The organism is Pseudomonas fluorescens, from assembly GCF_019212185.1.
In the GTDB taxonomy this organism is placed as follows: domain Bacteria; phylum Pseudomonadota; class Gammaproteobacteria; order Pseudomonadales; family Pseudomonadaceae; genus Aquipseudomonas.
In genome coordinates this window covers 630,126-656,113 of the sequence record NZ_CP078138.1, presented here as the reverse complement: position 1 = coordinate 656,113, position 25,988 = coordinate 630,126, and the positions used below count along the sequence as shown (strand labels likewise).

Sequence of the window (25,988 nt, the reverse complement as noted above, 5' to 3'; positions counted from 1 at the left end):
ATCTGAAACAACGTGTTGTCGCGTTCGCTGGCCAGCTCCTACAGGTTGGTGTTTGGCGGCTCTATCACGCTCATCAATCATCCTGTTAATCGTTTATTCCCCATCCTAGACTCGGCCCATCCCAATAAAAGGTAGGCCGCCATGTCCGAGACGTTGCTCAGTTCCCGCAATCTGGCTTTCGAGCTGTACGAAGTCCTCGATGCCGAGGGTCTGACCCAGCGTGAGCGTTTCGCCGAGCACAGCCGCGAAACCTTCGATGCCGCCATCGGCACCGCCCGTACCATCGCCGAAAAATTCTTTGCCCCGCACAACCGCAAGGGCGACGAAAACGAGCCGCGCTATGAAGACGGCAAGGCGATCCTGATTCCGGAAGTCAAACCCGCCGTCGACGCGTTCCTCGAAGCCGGCTTCCTCAATGCCGCACGCAGTTTCGAGGCTGGAGGCATGCAGTTACCCACCTTACTGTCGCAAGCCTGTTTCGCTCACTTCCAATCGGCCAACGCAGCGTCCACTTCCTATCCGTTCCTGACCATGGGCGCGGCCAACCTGATCGAAAGCTTCGGCACCGATGAGCAGAAACAGCGCTTCCTACAGCCGATGATCGACGGCCGCTTCTTCGGCACCATGGCCCTGACCGAACCCCACGCTGGCTCGTCGCTGTCGGATATTCGTACCCGCGCCGAACCGGCGGCCGACGGCAGTTATCGAATCAAGGGCAACAAGATTTTCATCTCCGGTGGCGACCACCCGCTGTCGGAAAACATCGTGCACATGGTCCTGGCCAAACTGCCCGACGCGCCGCCCGGGGTGAAGGGCATTTCGCTGTTTATCGTCCCCAAGTTCCTGGTCAACGACGACGGCAGCCTGGGCCAGCGCAATGACGTGCTGCTGGCCGGGCTGTTCCACAAGATGGGCTGGCGCGGGACCACTTCCACCGCGCTGAATTTCGGCGATAACGGGAATTGCGTCGGCTATCTGGTGGGCAAACCACACCAGGGTCTGAGCTGCATGTTCCAGATGATGAACGAAGCGCGCATTGGTGTCGGCATGGGCGCGGTGATGCTCGGCTACGCCGGCTATCTCTATTCGCTGGAATACGCCCGGGAACGTCCGCAGGGCCGCCTGCCGGACAGCAAGGATCCAACCACTGCACCGGTGTCGATCGTCCAGCATGCCGACGTCAAGCGCATGCTGCTGACCCAGAAAGCCTACGTGGAAGGCGCCTTCGACCTCGGCCTTTACGCGGCCCGGCTGTTCGATGACACCACCACCCTTGAGACCGAAGCCGAACGCAAACAGGCCCATGAACTGCTCGATCTGCTGACCCCGATCGTCAAATCCTGGCCGTCGGAGTTTTGCCTGAAGGCCAACGAACTGGCGATCCAGATCCTCGGCGGTCACGGCTATACCCGCGAATACCCGGTGGAGCAGTATTACCGTGACAACCGCCTGAACCCGATCCACGAAGGCACCCATGGCATTCAGTCGCTGGACCTGCTGGGACGCAAACTGGCGCAGAACGGCGGTGCAGGCCTGAAGCAATTGATCCGTCTGATCGCCGCCACCGGCGCGCGGGCCCAGGCATTCGAGTCACTGAATGCACTGCGTGAGCCGCTGGAAACACTGGTGGCGCGCGTGCAAACGGTGACCATCGGCCTGCTGACCGATCTCGGGCAAGGCAAGGTCAACAGCAGCCTGGCCAACTCGGCGCTGTACCTCAAAGTATTTGGTCATACGGTGATCGGCTGGCGCTGGCTGGAGCAAGCGATTCGTGCCGAGGAAGGGCTGGCCAAGGGCAATGCAGCGGATGTGGCTTTCTATAAAGGCAAGTTGCAGGCGGCGCGGTACTTCCTGACCTGGGAGGTGCCGGGCTGCCAGCATGAGTTGGCCATTCTTGAAGCTCGGGATGATGTTTGCCTGGGGATGCAGGATGAGTGGTTCTGATTCAAGCCTTGCGCTGTCGCTGACATCCATTAACTGCGAGTGGATGTCAGCACAGTCAACGCATTTATCAGCTCAGACGAAACCCACCCATCTGCCGCGCCAGATCATCCGCCAAGCGCTGCAACGTCTGACAATCCTCACGACAAGCCCGCACCTCCCCTGCCGTCGCCCGCGCCAGATCGGAAATACCCTGCACGTTGCGGTTGATTTCCTCGGTCACCGCCGACTGCTCTTCCGTCGCCGTCGCGACCTGGTGATTCATGTCGCTGATGCGCTCTACCTGCCCGGTAATAGCGGTCAACGAGGCGCCCGTGCGCTGGCTCGATTCAACTCCGGTACCCGTTGCTGCCTGGCCGCTATGCATGGATGACACAGCGTTGTGCGCCCCCTGCTTGAGGCTGCCGATCATCTGCTGAATCTCATCGGTGGACGACTGGGTACGCCGCGCCAACGTCCGCACCTCGTCGGCGACCACGGCAAATCCGCGCCCCATATCGCCGGCCCGCGCCGCTTCAATGGCTGCGTTGAGCGCCAGCAGATTAGTCTGCTCGGAAATTCCGCGGATCACTGCCAATACCTGATCGATCGACGCCACCTGGTCCGCCAACTCAGCCACGGCACCGGCAGCGACGCCGATTTCATCGGACATGCTTTCAATATGGCGAATCGAGCCACCCACCACTTCCCGCGCCTGCATGGCTTCATCTCGCGCACTTTGCGAAGCGACTGCCGCGTTTCCGGCGTTTTGCGCAATTTCCTGCACCGTCAGGCCCATTTCATGAACGGCGGTGGCGACCATGTCGGTCATTTCCTGCTGACGTCCGGAGCGCTCGGCAGTGTTCTCGACGACGGTCGCCACCTGCCCGACCGCCATCCGTAAGCGATCGCTGGTGGCCAGTACTTCGCCGATCATATCTCGCTGACTATCGAGGAACCGGTTGAAGCCACGGGCCAGATCACCCAACTCATCGGCACGACTGGCATCCAGCCGATGGGTCAAATCGCCACCACCGCTACCGATAGCGACCAGCGCAGTTGTTACCTGACGAATCGGCCGCACCAAACCACGGGCCAGCAGCACCACCAGCAACAGGCAAACCAATGCCACCGCCAGACCGATACCGCTGCTCATCCACATGGCACGTCGGGCTTCGGCGTAGATCTGCGACTGCGGCACTTCGGCCACCAGACTCCATCCAAGCCCCCGCAGCGGCATGCTCAATGCCAGATAATCCTCGCCCTCTCGGGTAAAGCTGCGACTCGTGGCGGTTTTTTGACCCATGATGGCCTGCGCCGCCGACTCGCCGATTTGCTCGGTCAAGGTGCGTTTGCCGCTGAATTGCGCCTCAGGATGGACCTGGATCAGCCCGTCGGAACGCACGAGATAGACCTTGCCGCGCTCACCGAAGCTGAAGTCGTGAATCAGCTGCGACAACTCCTTCACGCTCAGCCCCAGCCCGGCAACGCCCACCACCTTGCCGGCCTGCTCGACCTTGATATCGATGAACAGCGCCAATTCTCCGGTGGCGGTGTCATTGTCGATATTGAGGGTGCGCGATTGATCGCTGTCCAGGAACGAGAAGAACCAGGCATCGCTGGGCTTGGAGCGACTGAGGGTGCGGTCCAGGCCTTTTTCAGTGATGTAATGATGAGAAGCACCGCCGATGATCAGAGCGGTGAAAGCCTTGTGTTCGGCGCGGATGCCTTCCAGATATTGCGTATAAGCAGGAATTTGCGCGCTGTCTTCACCGGTCGCCAACCAGTCGCGCAGCATGCTGTTGCTGGCGATATCTTTGGCGGCGGTGAGCGGTTGGCCGAGGATGCGTTCGATGTCGTTGCGCATCGCCTCGATGCTCGAGGGCAGCGCCTGCTCGACCAGATAGCTCTGGGCAAGGCGGTTGACCACCAGGGTATAAATGCCAACCACGATCAGCATGCTCACGAGCAGGGCGGTGCCCATGCTCAGGATCAACTGCCATTGAATACTGCGTCGCCAGAACTGCATGAGGCACCCCCAAAGAGTAAGAGGCGGAACACATTGCAACTGCCGTGCCGATTGTATACAACCGTATCGACAATTTACTCTTTGGTTGTGCTCATATCGATCAGGCCTGGCTGATCGTCTTGGCAATCACCTCAACCGTGGCGCTGACTTGCTCTTGATAACGGTCGAGTTCCTGCTGGTGGCGCTTTTGCATTTCCAGTTGCTTGGAGCACAGATTCATTGCGGCCAGCACCAGCAGTTTGTCGCCGATCAGGGTCGGGTAGCGCTTTTTGGTCTCGGCCAGCGCCGCTTTCAACATCAGCGCGGCGTCCAGCAGGGTCTGCTCTTCACCGGCCGGCGCCTTGATCGAATAGTCCTCCCCGAGAATCGAGACGACTTTCACCCCATCGACACCGTGGTTCATGCGCTGACAGGACCCGAGCTCACACGCTCAACCAGGGCCTGAATGCGCGCGACGGTCGCGCCTTGTTTCTCTTCCTGTTCCATCAGGCTCAGTTGCAGGCTTTCGTTTTCGTCCTTGGCCTGAGCCAGTTCGGCACTCAGGGAAGTGTTTTTGCCGAGCAGTTCCTGGTTCTGTTGCACCAGTTCGCTGACCAGTTGTTCCAATTGGCTGAGGGTTGTTTCCAACATTTTGATTTTCCGGGCATTTTCAAAGGGCGCGTAAGATAAAGAAAAGTCACCACAGGCGCCAGGGTTATTCAGGCGTAGAGCCTGGAATTGTCTGACAGCGACTTTCTCGCGAGTTTTAAAGACTGTGAATGGTCATTCTGGTTCCCGCCCTTCGTCATATCGCCAAGCGACACACTCATTGCGCGGGCGTGCCGGGAGTTAAGTTTTTGCTCTGCAAAAGCTTTTTGACAGCATCACATTTCAACAGGTTAGAATCGCTGGCACGCACGCTGCATAGGCAGTTGGCGCCCGTCTTTTCCTGCTTTGCGGAGTACTGCCTTTGAATGCGACGACCATCAACAGCCTGTTCTTGATCGGCGCGTTGCTGGTAGGTGCGAGCATTCTGGTGAGTTCTCTTTCCTCGCGCCTGGGGATCCCGATTCTGGTGATCATCCTGGCAGTGGGCATGGCCGCCGGCGTCGACGGCGGCGGCATCATCTTCAACAACTACCCCACTGCTTACCTGGTCGGCAACCTGGCCCTGGCTGTGATCCTGCTCGACGGCGGCCTGCGCACGAGGGTATCGAGCTTTCGCGTGGCGCTGTGGCCGGCGTTGTCGCTAGCCACGGTCGGGGTACTGATCACCACCGGCTTGACTGGCATGGCTGCTGCCTGGCTGTTCGACCTGAACCTGATCCAGGGCCTGTTGATCGGCGCGATTGTCGGCTCGACCGATGCCGCGGCGGTGTTCTCCCTACTCGGTGGCAAAGGCCTGAACGAGCGGGTGACCGCCACCCTGGAAATCGAGTCTGGCAGCAACGACCCAATGGCGGTGTTCCTCACGGTCACCCTGATCGACATGCTCGCCAGCGGCCAGACCGGCCTGCACTGGAGCCTGCTGACTCATCTTCTGCGCGAATTCGGTATCGGCGGACTGATTGGCCTGGGCGGTGGCTGGTTGATGCTGCAGATGGTCAATCGCATCAACCTGGCCACCGGCCTGTACCCGATCCTGGTGATCGCCGGCGGTCTCGTCGTCTTCGCCCTGACCAACGCCCTGCACGGCAGCGGCTTCCTCGCGGTCTATCTGTGCGGCCTGGTGATCGGTAACCGCCCGGTGCGCAGCCGCCACGGTATTTTGCATATGCTCGACGGCATGGCATGGCTGGCACAGATCGGCATGTTCCTGGTCCTCGGCCTGCTGGTCACCCCCCACGATTTGCTGCCCATCGCTGCGCCCGCCCTCGGCTTGGCCCTGTGGATGATCCTGTTTGCCCGCCCACTCTCGGTGATCGTAGGACTGCTGCCATTCAAAGCCTTCCATGGCCGGGAAAAGGTGTTCATTTCGTGGGTCGGCCTACGTGGCGCGGTACCGATCATTCTGGCGGTGTTCCCGTTGATGGCCGGGCTGCCCAACGCCCAGCTGTATTTCAACCTGGCATTCTTCATCGTCCTGGTCTCATTGCTCGTGCAGGGCACCAGCCTGCCGTGGGTCGCCAAGCTGTTGAAGGTCACGGTACCTCCCGAGCCTGCACCGATTTCCCGCGCCGCCCTTGAAGTTCACGTGACCAGCGAATGGGAGCTGTTCGTTTATCGCCTCGGTGCTGAAAAATGGTGCATCGGTGCGGCACTGCGCGAGCTGAAAATGCCCGAGGGCACACGTATCGCAGCGCTGTTTCGCGGTCAGCAACTGCTCCATCCGTCGGGTAGTACGGTGCTGGAAGCCGATGATTTGCTTTGCGTTATCGGCCATGAACACAACCTTGCGGCCCTCGGAAAACTCTTCAGCCAGGCCCCCCAACGGGGCCTCGATTTGCGCTTCTTCGGCGACTTCGTGCTCGAAGGCGACGCCCAGCTGGGCGCGGTTTCCGCGCTGTACGGGCTGCAGCTCGAAGGGGTCGATCCGGACATGCCGCTGGGTCGCTTCATCACCCAGAAAGTCGGCGGTGCTCCGGTAGTCGGCGACCAGGTGGAATGGAACAACACCATCTGGACGGTGGCGGTCATGGAGGGGAACAAGATTGCCAAAGTGGGCGTCAGATTCCCCGAAGGAAGTCGCCCGGGCCCCGGGTTGTTCCTCTAAACTCTTTTTTCGCCCTGCTTTTGATCGGTCACTATGCCAACCCTGCGTACATTTCTAGCGATAGCCCTGCTGGGGCTGAGTCTCTCCATTGGCACCCTGCAAGCGGCCGAACCACCGTCCGCCGAAAGCGTCCAGAAGAGCCTGGACAATATTGCCGCGCGCAAACTGCCCGAGGCTGACCAGAAAGCCCTGCAGACCGTGCTGCAACAGACCCTGACCCAGCTGTCGAACAAGAACGATTATGAAAAACGCCTGAGCGACCTCAAGCAACAGCTGAGCACTGCCCCCAAGCAGAACCTCGAGAATCAGCGCGAGCTGGAGCGCCTCACCGCGACCAAAGTGGTGCCGGTGGCACAGCGCTACGCCAACCTGACGGTGCCGCAACTGGAGCAGATGCTCACCGATCGCAGCACCCAACAAAGTGATCTGCAAAAAGCCTTGGCCGACGCCAACAGCCTGATCATCACCGCGCAAACCCGTCCCGAGCGCGCCCAGGCCGAAATCGCCAGCAGCCAGTCGCGCATCCTGCAGATCAACAACATCCTCAAGGCCGGTAAAGACGGCGGCAAGACCCTCTCCGCCGAACAGCGCGACCAGCTCAGTGCCGAACTCGCCGCCCTCAACGCGTTGATCCCTCTGCGCCGCCAGGAACTGGCCGGCAATAGCCAACTGCAAGACCTGGGCAACAGCCAGCACGACCTGCTGATCGAGCGGACTGCGCGCATGGAGCAGGAAATCCAGGACCTGCAGACCCTGATCAACCAGAAGCGCCTGGCGCAATCCCAGGAGACGGTCACCCAGCAGTCGATCGAAGCGCAGAAGTCCGGCGGCAGCAGTTTGCTGGCCACCGAAAGCGCCGCCAACCTGAAGCTGTCCGATTACCTGCTCAAGAGCACCGACCGCCTCAATGAGTTGACCCAGCAGAACCTGCAGACCAAGCAGCAGCTCGACATCGTGACCCAGAGCGACGCGGCCCTGGACGAACAGATCAGCGTGCTCAAGGGCAGCCTGCTGCTGTCGAAGATCCTCTACAAACAGAAGCAGGCCCTGCCACGCCTGCGGGTGGACCGCGACCTCGCCGACCAGATTGCCGACATCCGCCTGTATCAGTTCGAAGTCAATCAACAGCGCGAACTGATCAGCAATCCCACCGCCTATGTGGATAACTTGCTGGCCTCCCAGCCTCCCGACCAGGTCACCCCACAGCTGCGCAAGAACCTGCTGGATCTGGCATTCACCCGCGCCGATCTGCTGGAGCGCTTGAACCGCGAGCTGAGCGCGTTGCTCAACGAATCCATCACCCTGCAACTGAACCAGAAACAACTGCTGACCACGGCGTCGAATCTGCGAGCGACGTTGGATGAGCAGATGTTCTGGATTCCCAGCAACAAGCCGCTGGATCCGGAATGGATGCGGGGCGTGCCGTCGCGCCTGGCAAAACAGATCGATACCTTGCCGTGGATCTCCAGCCTCAGCGAACTCAGTGACGGCCTGATCCAGCGCCCGCTGCTGTTTACCCCGCTGGCCTTGCTGATCGGCTTCCTGCTGTGGCGCCGCAAATACCTGTATGCACGACTGAACAAGGTCCACCAGGACATCGGGCACTTCAAGCGTGACAGCCAATGGCACACCCCGCAGGCGATCCTGATCAACGTGCTGTTGGCAATGCCGGTCGCCCTGGCGCTGGCGCTGTGCGGCTACGCCTTGCAGTTCGACGCCCGTGGGCAGAACGCCAACCTCGGTGCCGCGCTGTTGCAGATATCCCAGGCCTGGCTGGTGTTCTACACCGCCTACCGGATCCTCGCGCCGGGCGGCGTGGCCGAATTGCACTTCCGCTGGGAACGTGCGCAGGTCGAATTCCTGCGCCGCTGGATCCGTCGCCTGGGCATCGTGGTGTTTGCCCTGGTGTCGGTGGTTTCGGTGGCGGAATTGCAACCGGCGGCGCTGGCCGACGACGTACTGGGCATCGCCGTGGTCCTGACCTGCTATGCGCTGATGGCCTGGCTGCTCAGCCGCCTGTTGCTCAACAGCCCGGCCCATAACAATGCTTCGCTATTCCGCAAGGCAGTCGGAGTGCTGTTCACCGCCCTGCCCGTGGCCCTGTTCATCGCCGTATGCTTCGGCTACTTCTATACCGCACTGAAACTCAGCGATCGCCTGATCAACACCCTTTATCTGTTGATGTTCTGGCTGGTGATCGAGGCCACTTTCGTCCGCGGCCTGGCCGTTGCGGCACGGCGCCTGGCCTACCAGCGCGCACTGGCCAAGCGCCTGGCGGCCAAGGAAGCCGGCGACGGCGAAGCGGTGGTCGAAGAGCCGACCCTGGACATCGAAAAGGTCAACGAGCAATCCCTGCGCCTGATCCGCCTGGCCCTGCTGGGTGGTTTCATCGCCGCGCTGTACTGGGTCTGGGCCGACCTGATCACCGTGTTCTCGTATCTGGACAACGTCACGCTGTACGAATACACCAGCGGCACCGGCGCCAACATGAGCATGGTGCCGATCAGTATCGGCGACATGCTTGGCGCGCTGATCATTATCGGCATCACCCTGGCGTTGGCGCGCAACCTGCCCGGACTGCTGGAAGTACTGGTGTTGTCCAAGCTCGACCTGGCCCAGGGTAGCGCCTACGCCACCACCACCCTGCTGACCTACGTGATCGCCGGCGTCGGCTTTGTCTCGACCCTGTCCACCCTTGGCGTCAGCTGGGACAAGCTGCAATGGCTGGTAGCAGCGCTGTCGGTCGGCCTGGGTTTCGGCATGCAGGAGATCTTCGCCAACTTCATCTCCGGGATCATGATCCTGTTCGAGCGCCCGGTGCGGATCGGCGACACCATCACCATCGGCAACCTGTCAGGGACGGTGAGCAAGATCCGCATCCGCGCCACCACCATCACCGACTTCGACCGCAAGGACATCATCGTCCCGAACAAGACGTTCATCACCGGGCAACTGATCAACTGGTCGCTGACCGACACCGTCACCCGGGTAACCCTGAAACTCGGCGTGGACTACGGCTCCGACCTCGACCTGGTCAAGGAACTGCTGCTCAAGGCCGCTCGTGAAAACCCGCGCGTGTTGAAAGAGCCCGAGCCCCATGTGTACTTCCTGAACTTCGGCGAAAGTACCCTGGACCACGAACTGCGGGTGCATGTGCGCGACCTTGGCGACCGTAACCCGGTGCTCGACGAAATCAACCGTTTCATCAACCGCGAGTTCAAGAAGCAGCACATCAACATTTCGTTCCGGCAGATGGAGGTCTACCTGAAGAACCTGCATGGCCAGGAATACAAAATGGTGCCGATTGAGCCTGAAGCGAAAACCATCGTTCCGGCGAACGGCGCGCCGACCGAGCAAAAGCCGCCTGCCCCCAAACTCGACTAACGACGCAATCCCCAGCAGAATGCTCGGACATTCTGCTGGAGATGGCCGTTGAAAGCCCTCGACGAACTGACCTTCGATAACCGCTTCGCCCGCTTGGGCGACGCGTTCTCAACCCACGTCCTGCCCGAGCCCATCAGCGAACCACGCTTGGTGGTGGCCAGCCCTGCCGCCATGGCGCTGCTCGACCTCGACCCGGCAGTGGCCGAGAGCCCGTTATTTGCCGAATTGTTCGGCGGCCACAAACTGTGGGCCGAGGCCGAGCCACGGGCGATGGTGTACTCGGGGCACCAGTTCGGCTCCTACAATCCGCAACTGGGTGACGGACGCGGGCTGCTGCTCGGTGAGGTCTACAACCAGGCAGGGGAACATTGGGATTTGCACCTCAAGGGTGCCGGGCAGACGCCCTACTCGCGCATGGGCGATGGTCGTGCGGTGCTACGCTCGTCGATTCGCGAATTTCTCGCCTCCGAGGCGCTGCATGCATTGGGCATCCCGACCACCCGCGCGTTGTGCGTGATCGGCTCGGATACCCCGGTGTGGCGCGAAAAGCAGGAAAGAGCGGCAATGGTCCTGCGCCTGGCACCCAGCCACATCCGCTTCGGTCATTTCGAGTATTTCTACTACACGAAGCGGCCGGAGCAGCAGAAGGCCCTCGGTGAGCACGTCCTGGCCATGCACTTCCCCGAGTTCCGGGAGCAACCAGAACCTTATCTGGCGATGTTCCGCGAAATCGTTGAACGTAACGCCGAGCTGATCGCCAAATGGCAAGCCTATGGTTTCTGTCATGGGGTGATGAACACCGACAATATGTCGATTCTCGGCATCACCTTCGATTTCGGCCCGTTCGCCTTTCTTGATGACTTCGACGCCAACTTCATCTGCAACCACTCCGATGACAGGGGTCGCTATTCGTTCAGCAATCAGGTACCGATCGGCCAGTGGAACCTCAGCGCCCTTGCTCAAGCCTTGACGCCCTTCATCAGCGTCGAAGCGCTGCGTGAAACCCTCGGCCTGTATCTGCCGCTGTTCCAGGTTCACTATCTGGACCTGATGCGCCGTCGGCTGGGTCTGACCACGGGCGAAGACAACGATCAGGCGCTGGTCGAGCAACTGTTGCAGTTGATGCAGAGTAGCGGCGTCGACTACAACCTGTTCTTCCGCCACTTGGGCGAGCATAGCGCCGAGTCGGCCGTCGCCCGCCTGCGGGATGACTTCGTCGATATCAAGGGTTTCGATGCCTGGGCCGAACGCTACTGCGCCCGCGTGTCCCGCGATGGCAACGATGACCAGAGCGAACGCCGCCAGCGCATGCACGCGGTCAACCCGCTGTACATCTTGCGCAACTACCTTGCGCAGGAGGCCATCGACGCGGCCGAAGCCGGTGATTACTCGGTCGTCCGGCGCCTGCACGAGGTATTGAGCGAGCCGTTCAATGAACAACCCGGCATGGCCCACTTCGCGGAACGGCCACCGGAATGGGGCAAGCATCTGGAAATCAGTTGCTCGTCGTAAAACCCGTCAGATAAAGGTGTCCACCGACACCCCGAAGCGCTCGGCCAGCCAGCGGACCTGCCTCAGGTTGAGCTGGCGCTTGCCGCTGAGTATTTCCGAGACCACCGACTGCGCGCCGACGCCAGGCAGCTCGCTTTGGCTCAGGCCATGCTCGCGCATCATGTAGCGCAAGGCATCCACTCCACTGGCCAGCGGCATTGGCCGGTGTTGCTGGTCGTAAGCTTCGATCCAGTCGCTGAGGATGTCCACCAGGCTCATCAGCGGGCTGGTTTCATCCTCTCCCACCAGCTCCAGCAGCTCATCGAGGGCGGTCACCAGCACATCGTAATCCGCTTCATTCTTCGGTTTGCGCAGCAGTGGCGCGATGAAGTGCCAGTGCTCCGCAGCTTGCTTGATCAGAACGCTCATCGACGCTCCTCCTTCCATTTTCCCTTGTCATATTCACAGTGATCCAACACCTGCTTGATATACAACCGCTGTGCCTTGAAGTGCACCACGTCTATCAGACGCAGCTTGTTCCCGCCGATATCGAACACATGCAGTGAGCCCACTCTGTCCGTTGCCGGAAACATCGCCTTCAATTGCGCGAAATCCCGAGGATTGTTGCGCTTGACCAGGCGGTACCACTGATCCAGTGCAGTCGCGGACTGAGGCCACTGCGCCTTCGCTTCCCAAATACGCTTCTCGGTAATCACATGCATGCAATCTCCCTATCGCACTTTGCTATGTCGCAGTTAATCACAATCCACATATATCGCAATATGCGATTGTGCAAGGCTGACCAACGGTGTGGCTTGGACTCTCACCAGCCTAGGCACTGACCGCAGCGACACTTGATTGAAATTGTCAGGCGTTGTCTCCAGATAGGGGATATCCGCCTTTGATTGGACCCCTGCCATGACCGACCCACTGCTCATCCCCTGCCCGCACTGCAACGGCCTCAACCGCATTCCCGCTGAACGCCTGGGTGACCAACCCAAATGCGGGCGCTGCAAGGCCGAGGTGTTGTTGAACAAACCTTTCGATTTGAAGCAGAACGATTACGCCAGCCAGATCAAGGGCGATCTGCCGTTGCTGGTGGATGTGTGGGCGGACTGGTGCGGACCGTGCAAGTCGTTTGCGCCGATATTCGCGCAAGCGGCCGGGCAGTTGCAGGGGAAATGCCGGTTGGCCAAGCTCGACAGCGAGGCCAATCAGCAGTTGTCGGCGCAACTGGGCATCCGTTCAATCCCCAGCCTGATCCTGTTCAGAAATGGCCGCGAAGTGGCGCGCCAGAGCGGGGCGCTGCCATTACCTCAGTTGCTGGCCTGGTTACGCAGCCAGGGCATCTGATCCGCAGCGGCGAATCAGGAATGCTCGAGCAGATTGTGCAAGTCGACAAACTGCTGGGTCAGCTTGTGCCGAGGGTCCAGGTGGATCAACGGCATGTTGGCCTGGTGTGATTCGCGCATCCGCACCGAACTGCCCAGGTACACCGGCAACACCGGTAAACCTTCGGCAATCAACTCGTCGAGCATTTGCTGAGGCAGACTGGCGCGGGCCTGGAACTGGTTGACCACAATCCCTTCCACCTGCAGGCCTTCGTTATGGTCCTCTTTCAACTCTTCGATTTCCGCCATCAGGCCATATAGCGCCTGGCGGGAAAAACTGTCGCAGTCAAAGGGGATCAGCACGCGATCGGCGGCGATCAACGCCGAAACCGCGTAAAAATTCAGGGCGGGCGGGGTATCGAGGTAGATCCGGTCGTAGTCTTCCGACAATTCTTCGAGCAGTTTGCGCAGCTTATTGATCTTGTGCTTAGCCTCGAGCTTGGGCTGCAGATCGGCAAGCTCCGCCGTAGCGGTAATCACATGCAGGTTATCGAACGGGGTTTCGTAAATATCCACCCTGTTTTTCTTGGAGAACGGCCCGGACGACAGGGTTTGCTTGAAAAAATCGGCAATGCCCATCGGGATGTCGTCGCCGGTCAGGCCCGTGAGGTATTGAGTGGAGTTGGCCTGGGCATCGAGATCCACCAGCAGGGTGCGATAGCCCTCGCTGGCACTGACCGCCGCCAGATTGCAGGCAATACTGGATTTGCCCACGCCACCTTTCTGATTGAACACCACGCGCCGCATTGCAAAACCTCCGTGTATCAAAGAATGATCGAGTGTAGTAGCCGACTGCACTGCTTAGCTACCTCGACGAGATACGGACTACAGGGTCAATTACATTCTTTGCAGAAAAATCAGTGATTTCGTCATTTCCCTCCGGATGTGCCGGGCAGATTTTGCCAGCGCAATGTGGATAATCGTCCATCCTCAGCGGTTTGAGAACGCTGATCATCCATTGAACAAAATGTAACCAACATTTGCTACACACCAACGGCACCGGGATAATGCGCGACACTCGGCCCTCGTGCCACGCAAGGTCAATCGCCAGTCGAAACGACTCACCGCGTCAAACAAGCCCGCAGGGGCGGGATGAATTTCACGTGATCACATTCAGCATCGCCCAATGGCGCGCCTGGGCCCCTGGGCTCGAAAGCGTGGACGACTGGCAGGCTTGGTGCCGACAACCGGTCAAGCTGGCGAGCAGCGATGCGGCGCCCGATGTGTCCTTTCTTCCTGCCATGCAACGTCGACGCCTGAGTCGCCTGGCGCGGATGGCGTTCAGCGTCGGCTGGCCGCTGGCGGAGGGCCTCGACGCGCTGCCCCTGGTGTTCGTTTCCCGCCACGGCGAAACCCCGCGCACTTTCGAGATTCTCAGCGACCTGGCCGCCGAGCAGCCCTTGTCACCCACGCAGTTCAGCCTCTCGGTGCATAACGCAATCATTGGCCTGTGGTCGATCATGCGTGGCGAAACCAGCGAAATGACCGCACTGGCCGCCGCAGGCGATGGGCTGGAGCACGGCATGCTCGAAGCGGTGGCGCTGCTGGACGAAGGCGCACCGGCTGTCTTGCTGGTGATCAGCGAAGACCAGCCGCCAGAAGCCTACTCGCCGTGGATCGACGACGTGCCCTTTCCCTATGCCGTTGGCCTGTTGATAACCCCCGGAAATGACTGGCAACTGACCCTGAACAGCTCACCCGATCCGTTGTCCAACGCCCACTGGCCGCACGCGCTGAATCTGCTGCAGACCCTGCTCGGCCAGCAGACTACCTGCCAACATGCCTGGAAAAATCGTGTATGGACCTGGCAACGCAACCCGTGACCGAGAAAAACCGCGACGCCTATTACTGGCGGCTGTTGGCGACTGCCGCGAGCTTTGCCCTGTTCGGACTGGGCGGTCTGTGCCTGCGCCTGGTGGTTTTCCCCGTGCTAGGGTGGCTGCCCGGTGACGCCCAGACGCACCGCCAACGGGCACGCCAGATTGTCAGCTGGCTGTTCTGGTGCTTTGTGCGCTTTATGGCCCGAACCGGCGTACTCACCTATGAAATCCAGGGCGCTGAGCGCCTGGGCCGTCCCGGACAAATGATCATCGCCAATCACCCGTCGCTGATCGACGTGGTGTTCCTCATCGGCCTGGTGCGACACGCCAACTGCGTGGTCAAGCAAAGCCTGTGGGACAATCCTTTCACCCGCACTCCGCTACGCTGCAGCGAGTACATCAGCAACGATGGCAGCATGGATATGCTCGATACGGCAGCCGAAGCCCTGAAAAGCGGGCAAACCCTGATCATTTTTCCCGAAGGCACCCGCACCCGGCCCGGCCAGCCGCCGGCGTTTCACCGCGGTGGCGCGGCCATCGCGCTGCGCGGTGCAAGCGTCCTGACCCCAGTAATCATCAAGGTCAACCCCAGCACGTTGACGAAAGCCGAGCCCTGGTACCGGATTCCCGTCCGCCGCGTGCACTTCAGCCTCCGCGTCGGCGCCGATATCGATCCGCAGGCCTTTGCCAGTGCAGGCTCTGCGCCGCAGGCCTCGCGCAAGCTCAATGACTATTTGCACCATTACTACATTAAGGAGCTCGCCACAGATGAGCGATCTGAACCGTGATTTGAAACAACTGATCATCGATGCCCTCGGCCTTGAAGACATGGCTGTCGAGGACATCAATGACCAAGACCCGCTGTTCGGCGAAGGACTCGGCCTGGACTCGGTGGATGCGCTGGAGCTGGGTCTGGCCATCCAGAAAAAGTACGGTATCAAGATCGATGCCGACGCCAAGGACACCCGCAATCATTTCAGCAACGTGGCGAGCCTTGCGGCGTTCGTCACAGCAAAACAGGCAGCTTGAGACCGGACCATGCAAACTCGTGACGATATTTTCAACACCCTTCGCGATGCCCTGGTCGAGCTCTTTGAACTGGACCCGGCGCGCGTGAGCCTGGAATCCAACCTGTATCAGGACCTGGAAATCGACAGCATCGATGCCGTCGACCTGATTGACCACATCAAGCGCCAGACCGGCAAGAAAATCGCCGCCGAAGAGTTCAAGTCGGTGCGTACCGTCGGCGATGTGGTCGAAGCGGTCTACCGCCTGGTTCAACCGGCCGCATGAGCCAATTGATCGGCCTTGGCCTGCTGCTCGCGGGCCTGCTGTACCCCTTTGCGGTGTATTACGGCATGGCACATTTCGCCCCGTGGCAGTTCGCCCTGCTGCTGGGCGGTCTGTGGCTGGCCAAGGCCCTGGCCGGTAAACGCCAGCCAGGCAGCCTGTGGATGGCCGGTGCGGTCATTGCCTTTTGCCTGTTGCTGGCACTGTTCGACAGCCCGGATCTGCTGCGCTGGTACCCGGTGCTGATCAGCGCGCTGATGCTCGGTCTGTTCGCCGCTAGTCTGAAATATGGTCCGCCAATGGTCGAACGCCTGGCCCGCCTGCGCGAGCCGCAGTTGCCGCCGCGAGCGGTTGTCTATACCCGCCAGGTCACTTGGGCCTGGTGCGTATTTTTCCTGGGCAACGGTTTGTGCGCGGCCGCGCTGACTCTCTGGGCGCCGCTGAGTTGGTGGACGCTGTATACCGGCCTGATTTCCTACGGATTGATCGGCCTGATGTTTGCCATTGAGTGGCTCATTCGACAACGGCTACGAGGCCAGCCATGAAGTGGATCAAACTTGAGCAATTGCTGCTCAAGATGCCAATGTCCCGAACCGTGACCACTAGTCCGGCGCTGGACCATACCCAGTTGTGCGAACAGGCCCTGAGCCTGGCTGCCCATCTGCAGGCCCAGGGCGTGCAGTGCATCGCCGTGCATCTGGAAGACGCCGCCGACCTGGCGATTGCCCTGCTTGGCGCCTGGCGGGCCGGGGTCGGCGTGCTGCTGCCCGCTGACCTGCAAGCGCAAACCCGTCAACGCTGGTCCAGCGACATCGATCTGTGGCTGACCGACCAACCCGGCGATGCCCACCTGACCGACTGCCAAGCCTCACCCCTGGCCCCCGCGCTACTGGACCTCGACCGTTGCCAGTTGAGCCTGTGCACCTCCGGCTCAACCGGCGAACCCAAGCGTATCGATAAATCCCTGCGCCAACTGGCCAACGAAGTCGAAGCCCTGGAGCTGCTGTGGGGCGCCGACCTGGGCGACGCCTGCCTGATCGGCAGCGTCGCCACGCAACACATCTACGGCCTGTTATTTCGGGTGTTGTGGCCCCTGTGCGCCGGACGCTCCTTCGTGCGTCGGCAACTGGCCTTCCCCGAAGACCTGCAACGCGCCAGCCTCGACCACCCGGCATTTGCCTGGGTCGCCAGCCCGGCACTGCTTAAACGCATGGGCGATAACCTCGATTGGCCGGCCTTGAGTGCGGTGCGCCGGGTGTTCTCCTCCGGTGGGGCCCTGCCCGAGGCTGCCGCGCAGAGCTTGCATGAACGCTTGCAGCAGTGGCCGACGGAAATTCTCGGCAGCTCGGAAACCGGCGGCATCGCCTGGCGCCAGGGACAGCCGCTGTGGCAGCCCTTCGCCGGCATCACGCTGAGCCAGGACAGCGATGGCGCACTGCTGATCGCCTCGCCCTACTTGCCAGCCGGACACATCGAACACACGGCCGATGCCGCGCGAATCACCACTGACGGCCGCTTCGAGCTGCTGGGGAGGCTGGATCGTATCGTCAAGCTGGAAGAAAAACGCATTTCATTACCCATGCTGGAACAGGCCTTGGTCACCCACCCTTGGGTCGCCGAAGCACGTTTGGGGGTGGTGCAGGAGAATCGTGCGTCTCTCGGCGCCGTGCTGGTCCTGAGCGAATCGGGCCTCCACGCGCTGCGCAATGGCGGGCGCCGCGGCCTGACTCAGGCCCTGCGCCAGCATCTCAGCCAATATTGCGAAAGCCTGGCTCTGCCTCGGCGCTGGCGCCTGCTGCGGCAACTGCCGTTGAATGCCCAGGGCAAACTGCCCCAGCGCGAGGTCGACGCCCTGCTGTTGGCGCCGCGCACCAAGGCCCCGGAAGTCCTCGAACAGTCGCAAACCGAAGGCGAATGGAACCTGCAACTGGCCGTCCCTCCCGACCTCGCCTATTTCACTGGCCACTTCCCCCAAGCCCCGGTGTTGCCTGGCGTGGTGCAAGTGGACTGGGCGATGAATCTGGGTCAGCAATTGATGAGCCTGCCGCACGTATTCGCCGGCATGGAAGTGCTGAAGTTCCAGCAACTGGTACGTCCGGGCGATGAAATCCAGTTGCACCTGCGCTTCGATGCCGAGCGCAGCAAGTTGTACTTCACTTACCGCAATGCCACCGCCACCTGCTCCAGCGGGCGGATCTTGCTCAAGGCGGCGGATGATGCATAACCCCTGCGCGGTGATTCCGGTCTACAACCACGAAGGTGCGATTGCGACCGTGGTCGATACGCTGCTGGCCAATGATTTGCCATGCATCCTGGTAGACGATGCCAGTCACCCTTCCTGTGCCCGGGTACTCGACGGCCTGGCCAAACGTGACCGGGTGTTCCTGGTCCGGCTCGCAAGCAATCAGGGCAAGGGCGCTGCGGTCATGTGCGGCCTGCGCGAAGCCTCGCGCCTGGGCTTCAGCCACGTCTTGCAGGTCGATGCCGACGGCCAGCACGACCTGCAGGACGTGAAGCGATTCATCGAACACTCCAGGCGCCACCCCGACGCGCTGATCTGCGGCTATCCGCGGTACGACGCCAGCGTGCCCAAGGGCCGCCTGTACGCCCGCTACCTGACCCACGTGATGGTCTGGATCAACACCCTGTCTCTGCAGATCCGCGACTCGATGTGTGGCTTTCGCGTGTACCCGCTGCCGCCGACCCTGGCCCTGATCGCCTCGGCGAACATTGGCAAGCGCATGGATTTCGACTCGGACATCCTGGTGCGCCTGGCCTGGCGCAATCAGCCCATGCAGTGGCTGCAAACCCGCGTGCATTACCCGCTGGACGGGGTGTCGCATTTCCGCCTGTTCCACGACAACGTGCTGATTTCCAGCATGCACACCCGGTTGTTCTTCGGCATGTTGTTGCGGTCGCCGCTGATCCTCTGGCGCCGGTGCCGAGCATGAATCGTCCGCTGGACAAGCAGCACTGGGCAGACCGCAAGGAGCGCGGCAGTTTCTGGCTGATGAAGTTCACCGCAGTCGCCGCCAAAGTCCTTGGCCGCCGCCTGCTGAGCCCGCTGCTCTACGGCATCGTGCTGTACTTTTTCCTGTTCGGCCGCAATGCCCGCCAGAGCATCTGGCAATACCAGCAACGCCTGGCCGACTGGAGCCGGCGCGACCAATTGCGTCCCAGCCATTGGCGGGTATTTGGCCAGTTCATGGCCTTCGCCGATTCGATGCTCGACAAGCTCGACGTGTGGAATCGCAAGTTGGGCATCGAACAGATTGAAATCCACGACCCAGCCTTGCTGCGCACTCAACTGCGTGGCGCTCGCGGGCAACTGCTGGTCGGCGCGCACCTGGGCAATCTCGAGGTCTGCCGCGCGCTGGCGGAAATCGGCGAACGGGTCACCATGAACGTGCTGGTGCACACCAAGCACGCCGAACAGTTCAACCGCCTGCTGGGTGAAGCCGGGGCGACCCATTTGCGGCTGATTCAAGTCAGTGAGCTCGATCCACTGATCATGCTGCAACTGCACGAACGCCTGGAGCGCGGCGAATGGCTGGCGATTGCCGGCGACCGCGTGCCGCTGCACGGCGGGCGCAGCGTGACGGTGGACTTCCTCGGGCATCCGGCGGCCTTTCCCCAGGGCCCGTGGCTGCTGGCCGGACTGCTGAAATGTCCGGTGAACCTGCTGCTGTGCCTGAAAAAGCCCTCCGGCGGCTATCGACTGACCCTTGAACCCTTTGCCGATGCAGTGGTCTGGAAACGCAGTGAGCGCGAGCAGGTCATTCATCAGTGGGCTTCGCGCTACGCCGAGCGGCTGGGTCACTATTGCCTCGAAGCGCCCCAACAGTGGTTCAATTTCTACCCTTTCTGGAAGACCGATGACGACGCCAACGCTTGAGCCGATCACCTTCGGCGAACTCCCTTTGCGCATAGAGGACGTGCTGGCGCTGGCCCGGCAGAGGGCACCGGCGCGCCTGCAAGCGGACAGCGCGTTCCGCGAGCGCATCGCCAAGGGTGCGCGATTCCTCGATTCGCTGCTGGACAAGGAAGGCGTGATCTATGGCGTGACCACCGGCTATGGCGATTCCTGCGTGGTGGCGGTGCCGCTGCATCACGTCGAGGCGTTGCCCCGTCATCTGTACACCTTTCATGGCTGTGGCCTGGGTAAGCTGCTTGACCCGGCAGCCACTCGCGCGGTGCTGGCGGCGCGTTTGCAGTCGCTGTGCCAAGGCGTCTCCGGGGTACGCGTGGAACTGCTGGAGCGCCTGCAAGCGTTTCTCGAACACGACATTTTGCCGCTGATCCCGGAAGAAGGCTCGGTGGGCGCCAGCGGCGACCTGACGCCCCTGTCTTACGTCGCGGCGACGCTCTCCGGTGAGCGTGAAGTGCTGTTTCGCGGCGAGCGCCGTACATCCGCCGAGGTCCATCAACAACTGGGCTGGACGCCGCTGGTGCTGCGCCCCAAGGAAGCCCTGGCGTTGATGAACGGCACGGCCGTGATGACCGGCCTGGCCTGCCTGGCCTTCGCCCGCGCCGACTACCTGCTGCAACTGGCCACGCGCATCACCGCATTGAATGTGGTCGCTCTGCAAGGCAACCCGGAACATTTCGACGAGCGCCTGTTCGCCGCCAAACCCCATCCCGGGCAAATGCAGGTCGCCGCCTGGCTGCGCGCAGACCTGGCGATCAATGCCCCTACCGCCCCGCTGCACCGCCTGCAGGACCGCTATTCCCTGCGTTGTGCGCCCCATGTGCTGGGCGTGTTGGCAGACAGCCTGAACTGGCTGCGCTCGTTTATCGAGACCGAACTCAACAGCGCCAACGACAACCCGATCATCGACGCCGAGGCCGAGCGCGTCCTGCACGGTGGGCACTTCTATGGCGGGCATATCGCCTTCGCCATGGACAGCCTGAAAAACCTCGTGGCCAACGTCGCCGACCTGCTCGACCGACAACTCGCGCTGCTGGTCGACGAGCGCTACAACCATGGATTGCCGAGCAACCTGTCCGGCGCCAGCGCCGAGCGGGCCATGCTCAACCACGGTTTCAAGGCGGTGCAGATCGGCGCCAGCGCCTGGACCGCCGAAGCGCTGAAAAACACGATGCCAGCCAGTGTGTTCTCGCGCTCCACCGAGTGCCACAACCAGGACAAAGTCAGCATGGGCACCATCGCCGCCCGCGATGCGCTGCGAGTGCTGGAATTGACCGAACAGGTCGCGGCGGCCACTTTGCTTGCGGCCAACCAAGGCGTCTGGCTGCGCAGCCAGGTCGAGGATGCCCGGCCTTTGCCGCCAGCCCTGGCCGCCATGCACGAAGCGCTCGGCGAGGACTTCGCGCCGGTGATCGAAGACCGCGCTTTGGAAGGCGATTTGCGTCTGTGCCTGCAACGAATCGGCGAACAACACTGGAGGCTGCATGCGTAGCAAGGGAGTGCTGCACAGCGACACGCAGATCCGCGTGCCGTTCTTCGACGTCGACAGCATGCACGTGGTCTGGCACGGGCATTACGTGAAATACCTGGAAGTCGCGCGCTGCGCCCTGCTCGACCAGCTCGGCCACAACTACCTGGCCATGCAGGAGGCGGGCTATGCCTGGCCGGTGATCGACCTGCAGCTGCGCTATGTGCGCGGCGCGGTGTTCGGCCAGGAGCTCAATGTGCGCGCCAGCCTCGTGGAGTGGGAGAACCGGCTGAAGATCAATTACCTGATCAGCGATCTGAGCACAGGCGAACGGTTGACCCGCGCCAGCACCGTGCAGGTGGCGGTGGCGCTGGACAGTCGGGAGATGCAGTTGGTGTCGCCGAAGGTGTTGATTGATGCCGTGGAGAGGGCTTTGCAATGTTGAGGGCGGTGATGGGGCACCAGCTAGTCCGGGGGGTTCTTGAGTTTTTCGCGAGCAGGCTCGCACCGACAGGGGGCGTGGTGATTGCACTGTTGATGCCCGCCTTGGCCCAGGCCTTCGACTTGCAGCAGTTGAGCGAGCAGTTGGCCAAGCCGGCGGTGATCCACGGTAACTTCGTCCAGGAAAAACACCTGCGTGCCCTGCCGCAGCCGTTGACCAGCAAAGGCAACTTCGTCCTGGCCAAGGACCATGGCTTGCTGTGGTTGTTGAAAACGCCCTTGCAGCAGGATTACCGCATCACCCCTCAAGGCATTGCCCGCCGCGAAGGCGATACCTGGCAACAGCTGCCCGGAAAAAGTGCCGGGGCCGAACAGAACCGTTTGTTCCTTGCGGTGCTGCAAGGCGACAGCAGTGGTCTGCAGCGGGATTTCGAGCTGGCCTTGAACGGCGACGCACAACACTGGACTTTGACCCTGGTCCCGCGCTCATTGCTGCTCAAGCAGGTGTTCAAACAGATCAACATCGATGGCGGTGTCCTGGTGCAACGCATCGAACTGCTGGAAGCTCAAGGCGACAGCACCGTGCTGCGCATGCTCGACAGTACCGACAGTCAACCCTTGAGCGACGCGGAGCAACATGACTTTGCCCAGTGAGCGCAAGCTGCCCTGGCTGTTCCTCAGCCTGTTGCTGGCTGTGCTCGCGATGGGTGCCTGGCAATGGCGCGATGGTGCTCCGCTGTCCGCCAACCTTCTGGAACTGGCTCCCGGCACTGCCCCAGACGCCCTCGAACTGCGCGCCGAACAGCGCATGCAGGAACCGCTGAATCGGGAAATGCTGGTGCTGGTCGGCCACCAGGACCGCAGCCAGGCGATCCACATGGCGCAAACCCTGGGCGAACAGTGGCAGGCCAGCAGCCTGTTCGAGAAGGTCCAGTGGAACCTCCAGGCCGATCTGCCGGCCCTGCGTGAACAGCTCCTGCGCGGGCGCCTGGCAATGCTTTCAGAAGCAGATCGGGAGCAACTGATCGAACATCCCGAGGCCTTTATCGAGCAACGGGTGCAGGCTTTGTTCGACCCCTTCAGCAGCTTCAGCCTGGTGCCCAGCCAGGACGACTGGCTGGGTCTCACCGGACGCATCCAGAACAGCCAGCCTCGGCGCGGCGCGGTGCAACTGGACCTGGGCAGCGGCGCGTTGATCGCCGATGCCGACGGCAAGAGTTGGGTGCTGCTGCGTGCCCGCACCCGCGGCGACGCCTTCGACATGAACCTGCCGCTGCAGGTGGCCGGACTGCTGGAAAGCAGCCGGCAGCAGGCAGCCAAATCTGATGTGCAACTGCTGGCGGCCAGCGGCCTGCTGTACGCCGCCGCCGGGCAGCAGCAAGCCACTCGGGAAATCACCTGGGTAGGCGGCGGTGCAACCCTGGGGATTTTGCTCCTGCTGTTGCTGGCGTTCCGTCACTGGCGGGTGCTGCTTGCATTCATTCCGGTACTGGTGGGCATGCTGTTCGGCGCGGTGGCCTGCGTGGCGCTGTTCGGGCGCATGCATGTGATGACCCTGGTGCTGGGGTCGAGCCTGATTGGCGTGGCCGTTGACTACCCGCTGCATTACTTGTCCAAGAGCTGGAGCCTGAAACCCTGGCGCAGTTGGCCGGCCTTGCGCCTGACCCTGCCCGGGCTGACCCTGAGCCTGATCACCAGTTGCATTGGCTACCTGGCGCTGGCCTGGACGCCCTTCCCGGCCCTGACCCAGATCGCCGTGTTCTCCGCCGCCGGGCTGCTTGGCGCCTACCTATCGGCGGTGTGCCTGTTGCCGGCACTGCTCAAAGGTGTCGAGTTGCGCCCGGCACAATGGCCGCTGCGCATCTGCGAGGCCTTGCTCAATCTGCGTGAAGCCCTGCTCAAGCACCTGCGCACCCCGCTGCTGTTGGCCCTGCTATTGGCCTTCTGTGTCGGCGGACTGCTGCAATTGCGCACTCACAACGACATTCGCCAATGGGTCGGCACCCCCGAGCAACTGACCAACGAGGCGCGGACTATCGCGCAGATTACCGGCTACAAGCCCACCAGCCAGTTCTTCCTGGTGCGCGCCGCCGACCAGCAGCAACTGCTCGAACGCCAACACGCCCTGAGCGAGCGCCTGCAGCAACTGGTCGCCCTGGACAAGCTCGAAGGCTACCTGAGCCTCGATCAACTGCTCAGCACGCCCGCCGATCAGCAACGTCTGCGCGAGGCCCTGGCCAAACTGCCACAGCACTGGCAGCCGCTGCTGCAACTCGGCGTGCCGGAGGCCGCGTTGCAGAGCGAACTGATGGCCCTGCAGGCGCTCCCCGACGAGGACATCGACGCCGCGCTGCAAGGCCCCCTGGCCGAACCCTACCGCACGCTGTGGCTGGGCCAGACGGCTGACGGGGTGGCGGCAACAGTGAGCCTGCAAGGCCTGAACGATTCATCGCTGCTGCGCTTGCAAGCCCTGGATATGCCCGGTGTGGAGTTGGTGGACCGCCTTGGCGACCTGAACAAAGTCTTTGCCGCCACCCAGATCAGCGCCGCCGAATTGAAGCTCGCCTCCTGCGTGCTGATCGTCCTGGTGCTGCTCCTGCCCTTCGGGCTTGGTGGTGCCACGCGGATTGTCGCCCTACCGCTGCTGGCCGCTCTGTGCAGCCTGGCCAGCCTCGGCTGGCTGGGACAACCGCTGACGCTGTTCAGCCTGTTCGGCCTGTTGCTGGTCACGGCCATCAGTGTCGACTACGCGATCCTCATGCGCGAGCAGATCGGCGGCGCCGCCGTGAGCCTGTTGGGCACCCTGCTGGCGGCGCTGACCACCTGGCTGTCGTTCGGCCTGCTGGCGATTTCCAGCACCCCGGCAGTGAGCAACTTCGGCCTGTCGGTGAGCCTCGGCCTGATGTTCAGCTTCATGCTCGCGCCCTGGGCCGGACGCCAGTCGCATGCCGCGTCACTGGTGGAGCCAGCGGCATGATAATCGCCCTGTTCTGGCTCATGGCTTTGGCGCTGTTCGCGATGGCGACCCGTATCGGCAAGCGCTTCGGCCTGATTCCGATCGTCAGCCAATTGCTGCTGGCAACCTTCGGCCTGCCACTGCTGATGTACTTCTGGATCGAGCCCGGCTGGCATCTCAGCGGCGCCGAACTGATCGCCCCGGATTGGCTGAAAAACCTCTACAGCCTGGCGTTCGCCCTGTTGCTGGGGCATATCCTCAGCGACGTGATCGACCTGCGCCTGGATCGCCAGAGCCTGAAAATCGCCCTGCCGAGTTTCGTCATCCCCTTCGCCTGCGGCCTGGCTACCGCAGTCTGGCTATTGCCGGCACAGCCGTGGATCAGCTCGCTGGCGGTTGGGCTGTTGTTCGCCATTACCGCGATTCCGGTGCTGTACCTGTACCTGCGGCATATCGACTATCCGCCGGCAGCCACTCGGCGCCTGGTACAAACCGCAATCCTCATCGACCTGACCTGCTGGACCCTGTTCGCCCTGGCCCAAGGCAGTCTGCACCTGAGCAGCCTGTTGCTGCCGTTGCTGGCCGGCTGCACGCCGCTGTTGTTGCGCCTGCTGGGCCTGCGCAGGCCACTGATCTACTGTGCGGGTTTCTTTGCGCTGCTGGTGGTGGCCGAACACTACCGGCTCAACGCATTGATTCTGGGCATCGGTTACCTGCTGTGCATGGCGACCCTGAAGGTGCCGTTCGTGCCGCCCCTGCCCGCCGCCCTCATGACCGCCCTGCAGACCTGGATCGCGATCCCGCTGATCCTCACCTTCGGCATTGTGCAGATCAATGTGCACAACGCGCTGGACAGCCTCGGCTGGCTGCAACTGGTGGCCCTGTTACTGCTGCCGATTGCCAGCAAACTACTGGGCAACTGGCTCGGCCTGGGTTGGGCCGGAGAGTCTTTCGCCGGCGCCAGCCGCTGGCGCGAAAGCGTGCTGCTGAACATTCGCGGCTTGAGCGAGATCGTCTTTCTCAATCTGTTGCTGCAACAACAGCTCATCAGTGGTGCGTTGTACTTCGCGCTGATGCTGATGGGCCTCGCCGCGACGCTGCTGCCGGCCCTGCTCGGTCTGCAGCGCGCGCCCCTGAACAGTGCCACTGCGCCAAGGAATCCAAGTGTCCCTCACTGA

General features: G+C 61.8%; 24 protein-coding genes and 1 pseudogene. 18 read left to right on the top strand and 7 right to left on the bottom strand.

What is annotated here, in order from left to right:
• Positions 1-141 precede the first annotated feature (141 nt).
• On the top strand, positions 142-1,944 hold the full coding sequence (locus tag KW062_RS02855) for an acyl-CoA dehydrogenase (protein WP_105754026.1): 1,803 nt from the start codon (positions 142-144) through the stop codon (positions 1,942-1,944).
• A gap of 67 nt (positions 1,945-2,011) precedes the next feature.
• Here KW062_RS02855 and KW062_RS29170 read toward each other — a convergent pair whose 3' ends face one another.
• From KW062_RS29170 to KW062_RS02840, 4 genes and pseudogenes are all read right to left on the bottom strand, one after another.
• Positions 2,012-2,743: a methyl-accepting chemotaxis protein gene (locus KW062_RS29170; RefSeq protein ID WP_371321441.1), complete on the bottom strand. Its 732-nt coding sequence runs from the start codon at positions 2,741-2,743 to the stop codon at positions 2,012-2,014.
• Positions 2,744-2,875: 132 nt separating this feature from the next.
• Positions 2,876-3,880 (bottom strand): annotated as a pseudogene (locus KW062_RS29165) (HAMP domain-containing protein); the annotation flags it as partial.
• A 169-nt stretch (positions 3,881-4,049) separates the two neighbouring features.
• Positions 4,050-4,352: a cell division protein ZapA gene (locus tag KW062_RS02845; protein ID WP_027617467.1), complete on the bottom strand. Its 303-nt coding sequence runs from the start codon at positions 4,350-4,352 to the stop codon at positions 4,050-4,052.
• The gene (locus tag KW062_RS02840) at positions 4,349-4,579 is read right to left on the bottom strand and encodes a hypothetical protein (RefSeq protein ID WP_027617466.1); all 231 of its coding nucleotides are present in this window, start codon (positions 4,577-4,579) and stop codon (positions 4,349-4,351) included. Before KW062_RS02840 ends, KW062_RS02845 begins: the two co-directional genes overlap by 4 nt.
• 319 nt (positions 4,580-4,898) lie before the next feature.
• On the opposite strand from KW062_RS02840, the gene KW062_RS02835 reads away from it, so the two are divergent.
• From KW062_RS02835 to selO, 3 genes are read left to right on the top strand one after another with little or no spacing between them, the layout of a single operon-like run.
• On the top strand, positions 4,899-6,641 hold the full coding sequence (locus KW062_RS02835; protein WP_105754028.1) for a potassium/proton antiporter: 1,743 nt from the start codon (positions 4,899-4,901) through the stop codon (positions 6,639-6,641).
• Between the two features lie 33 nt (positions 6,642-6,674).
• On the top strand, positions 6,675-10,025 hold the full coding sequence (gene mscK / locus KW062_RS02830) for a mechanosensitive channel MscK (RefSeq protein WP_027617464.1): 3,351 nt from the start codon (positions 6,675-6,677) through the stop codon (positions 10,023-10,025).
• Between the two features lie 48 nt (positions 10,026-10,073).
• Positions 10,074-11,537, top strand: a complete 1,464-nt coding sequence (selO, locus tag KW062_RS02825; protein WP_105754029.1) for a protein adenylyltransferase SelO — start codon at positions 10,074-10,076, stop codon at positions 11,535-11,537.
• Between the two features lie 6 nt (positions 11,538-11,543).
• Here the strand turns inward: selO and KW062_RS02820 are convergent, their stop codons facing one another.
• Positions 11,544-11,945, bottom strand: a complete 402-nt coding sequence (locus tag KW062_RS02820) for a helix-turn-helix domain-containing protein (RefSeq protein WP_027617462.1) — start codon at positions 11,943-11,945, stop codon at positions 11,544-11,546.
• Positions 11,942-12,238, bottom strand: a complete 297-nt coding sequence (locus KW062_RS02815; RefSeq protein WP_105754030.1) for a type II toxin-antitoxin system HigB family toxin — start codon at positions 12,236-12,238, stop codon at positions 11,942-11,944. The genes KW062_RS02820 and KW062_RS02815 overlap by 4 nt, the downstream gene beginning before the upstream one ends.
• Positions 12,239-12,434: 196 nt before the next feature.
• Here KW062_RS02815 and trxC point away from each other — a divergent pair, with 196 nt between their 5' ends.
• Positions 12,435-12,869, top strand: coding sequence for a thioredoxin TrxC (trxC, locus tag KW062_RS02810; RefSeq protein ID WP_105754031.1), 435 nt, complete (start codon positions 12,435-12,437; stop codon positions 12,867-12,869).
• Between the two features lie 14 nt (positions 12,870-12,883).
• On the opposite strand, the gene KW062_RS02805 is transcribed toward trxC, so the two are convergent.
• Positions 12,884-13,654: a ParA family protein gene (locus KW062_RS02805; RefSeq protein WP_027617459.1), complete on the bottom strand. Its 771-nt coding sequence runs from the start codon at positions 13,652-13,654 to the stop codon at positions 12,884-12,886.
• Between the two features lie 356 nt (positions 13,655-14,010).
• Between KW062_RS02805 and KW062_RS02800 the strand changes: the two genes are divergently transcribed.
• Genes KW062_RS02800 through KW062_RS02740 form a run of 13 tightly spaced genes read left to right on the top strand, consistent with a single transcriptional unit; the run spans position 14,011 to position 25,988 of the window.
• Positions 14,011-14,730, top strand: coding sequence for a beta-ketoacyl synthase chain length factor (locus tag KW062_RS02800; protein ID WP_027617458.1), 720 nt, complete (start codon positions 14,011-14,013; stop codon positions 14,728-14,730).
• Complete coding sequence (locus KW062_RS02795; protein WP_105754032.1) at positions 14,706-15,515, top strand: lysophospholipid acyltransferase family protein; 810 nt, start codon at positions 14,706-14,708, stop codon at positions 15,513-15,515. Before KW062_RS02800 ends, KW062_RS02795 begins: the two co-directional genes overlap by 25 nt.
• The gene (locus KW062_RS02790; RefSeq protein WP_027617456.1) at positions 15,496-15,756 is read left to right on the top strand and encodes a phosphopantetheine-binding protein; all 261 of its coding nucleotides are present in this window, start codon (positions 15,496-15,498) and stop codon (positions 15,754-15,756) included. Before KW062_RS02795 ends, KW062_RS02790 begins: the two co-directional genes overlap by 20 nt.
• A gap of 9 nt (positions 15,757-15,765) precedes the next feature.
• On the top strand, positions 15,766-16,020 hold the full coding sequence (locus KW062_RS02785; protein WP_007909503.1) for an acyl carrier protein: 255 nt from the start codon (positions 15,766-15,768) through the stop codon (positions 16,018-16,020).
• Positions 16,017-16,562 (top strand): membrane protein, encoded by a 546-nt coding sequence (locus KW062_RS02780; RefSeq protein ID WP_027617455.1) that lies wholly within the window; start codon positions 16,017-16,019, stop codon positions 16,560-16,562. The genes KW062_RS02785 and KW062_RS02780 overlap by 4 nt, the downstream gene beginning before the upstream one ends.
• A complete protein-coding gene (locus tag KW062_RS02775) occupies positions 16,559-18,241 on the top strand; it encodes an acyl-CoA synthetase family protein (protein ID WP_105754033.1) in 1,683 nt (560 codons plus the stop codon). The genes KW062_RS02780 and KW062_RS02775 overlap by 4 nt, the downstream gene beginning before the upstream one ends.
• On the top strand, positions 18,234-18,968 hold the full coding sequence (locus KW062_RS02770) for a glycosyltransferase family 2 protein (protein WP_105754034.1): 735 nt from the start codon (positions 18,234-18,236) through the stop codon (positions 18,966-18,968). The genes KW062_RS02775 and KW062_RS02770 overlap by 8 nt, the downstream gene beginning before the upstream one ends.
• Positions 18,965-19,912: an LpxL/LpxP family acyltransferase gene (locus KW062_RS02765; RefSeq protein ID WP_027617452.1), complete on the top strand. Its 948-nt coding sequence runs from the start codon at positions 18,965-18,967 to the stop codon at positions 19,910-19,912. Before KW062_RS02770 ends, KW062_RS02765 begins: the two co-directional genes overlap by 4 nt.
• Positions 19,893-21,437, top strand: coding sequence for an HAL/PAL/TAL family ammonia-lyase (locus tag KW062_RS02760; RefSeq protein ID WP_105754035.1), 1,545 nt, complete (start codon positions 19,893-19,895; stop codon positions 21,435-21,437). Before KW062_RS02765 ends, KW062_RS02760 begins: the two co-directional genes overlap by 20 nt.
• Positions 21,430-21,858, top strand: coding sequence for an acyl-CoA thioesterase (locus tag KW062_RS02755; protein WP_027617450.1), 429 nt, complete (start codon positions 21,430-21,432; stop codon positions 21,856-21,858). The genes KW062_RS02760 and KW062_RS02755 overlap by 8 nt, the downstream gene beginning before the upstream one ends.
• Positions 21,852-22,508, top strand: a complete 657-nt coding sequence (locus KW062_RS02750; RefSeq protein ID WP_105754036.1) for an outer membrane lipoprotein carrier protein LolA — start codon at positions 21,852-21,854, stop codon at positions 22,506-22,508. The genes KW062_RS02755 and KW062_RS02750 overlap by 7 nt, the downstream gene beginning before the upstream one ends.
• Positions 22,492-24,831 carry an MMPL family transporter gene (locus KW062_RS02745; protein WP_105754037.1) on the top strand — a complete coding sequence of 780 codons (2,340 nt, stop codon included), beginning with the start codon at positions 22,492-22,494 and terminating at the stop codon, positions 24,829-24,831. The genes KW062_RS02750 and KW062_RS02745 overlap by 17 nt, the downstream gene beginning before the upstream one ends.
• Entirely contained in the window at positions 24,828-25,988 is a 1,161-nt protein-coding gene (locus KW062_RS02740; RefSeq protein ID WP_105754038.1) for a sodium:proton antiporter, read from the top strand. Before KW062_RS02745 ends, KW062_RS02740 begins: the two co-directional genes overlap by 4 nt.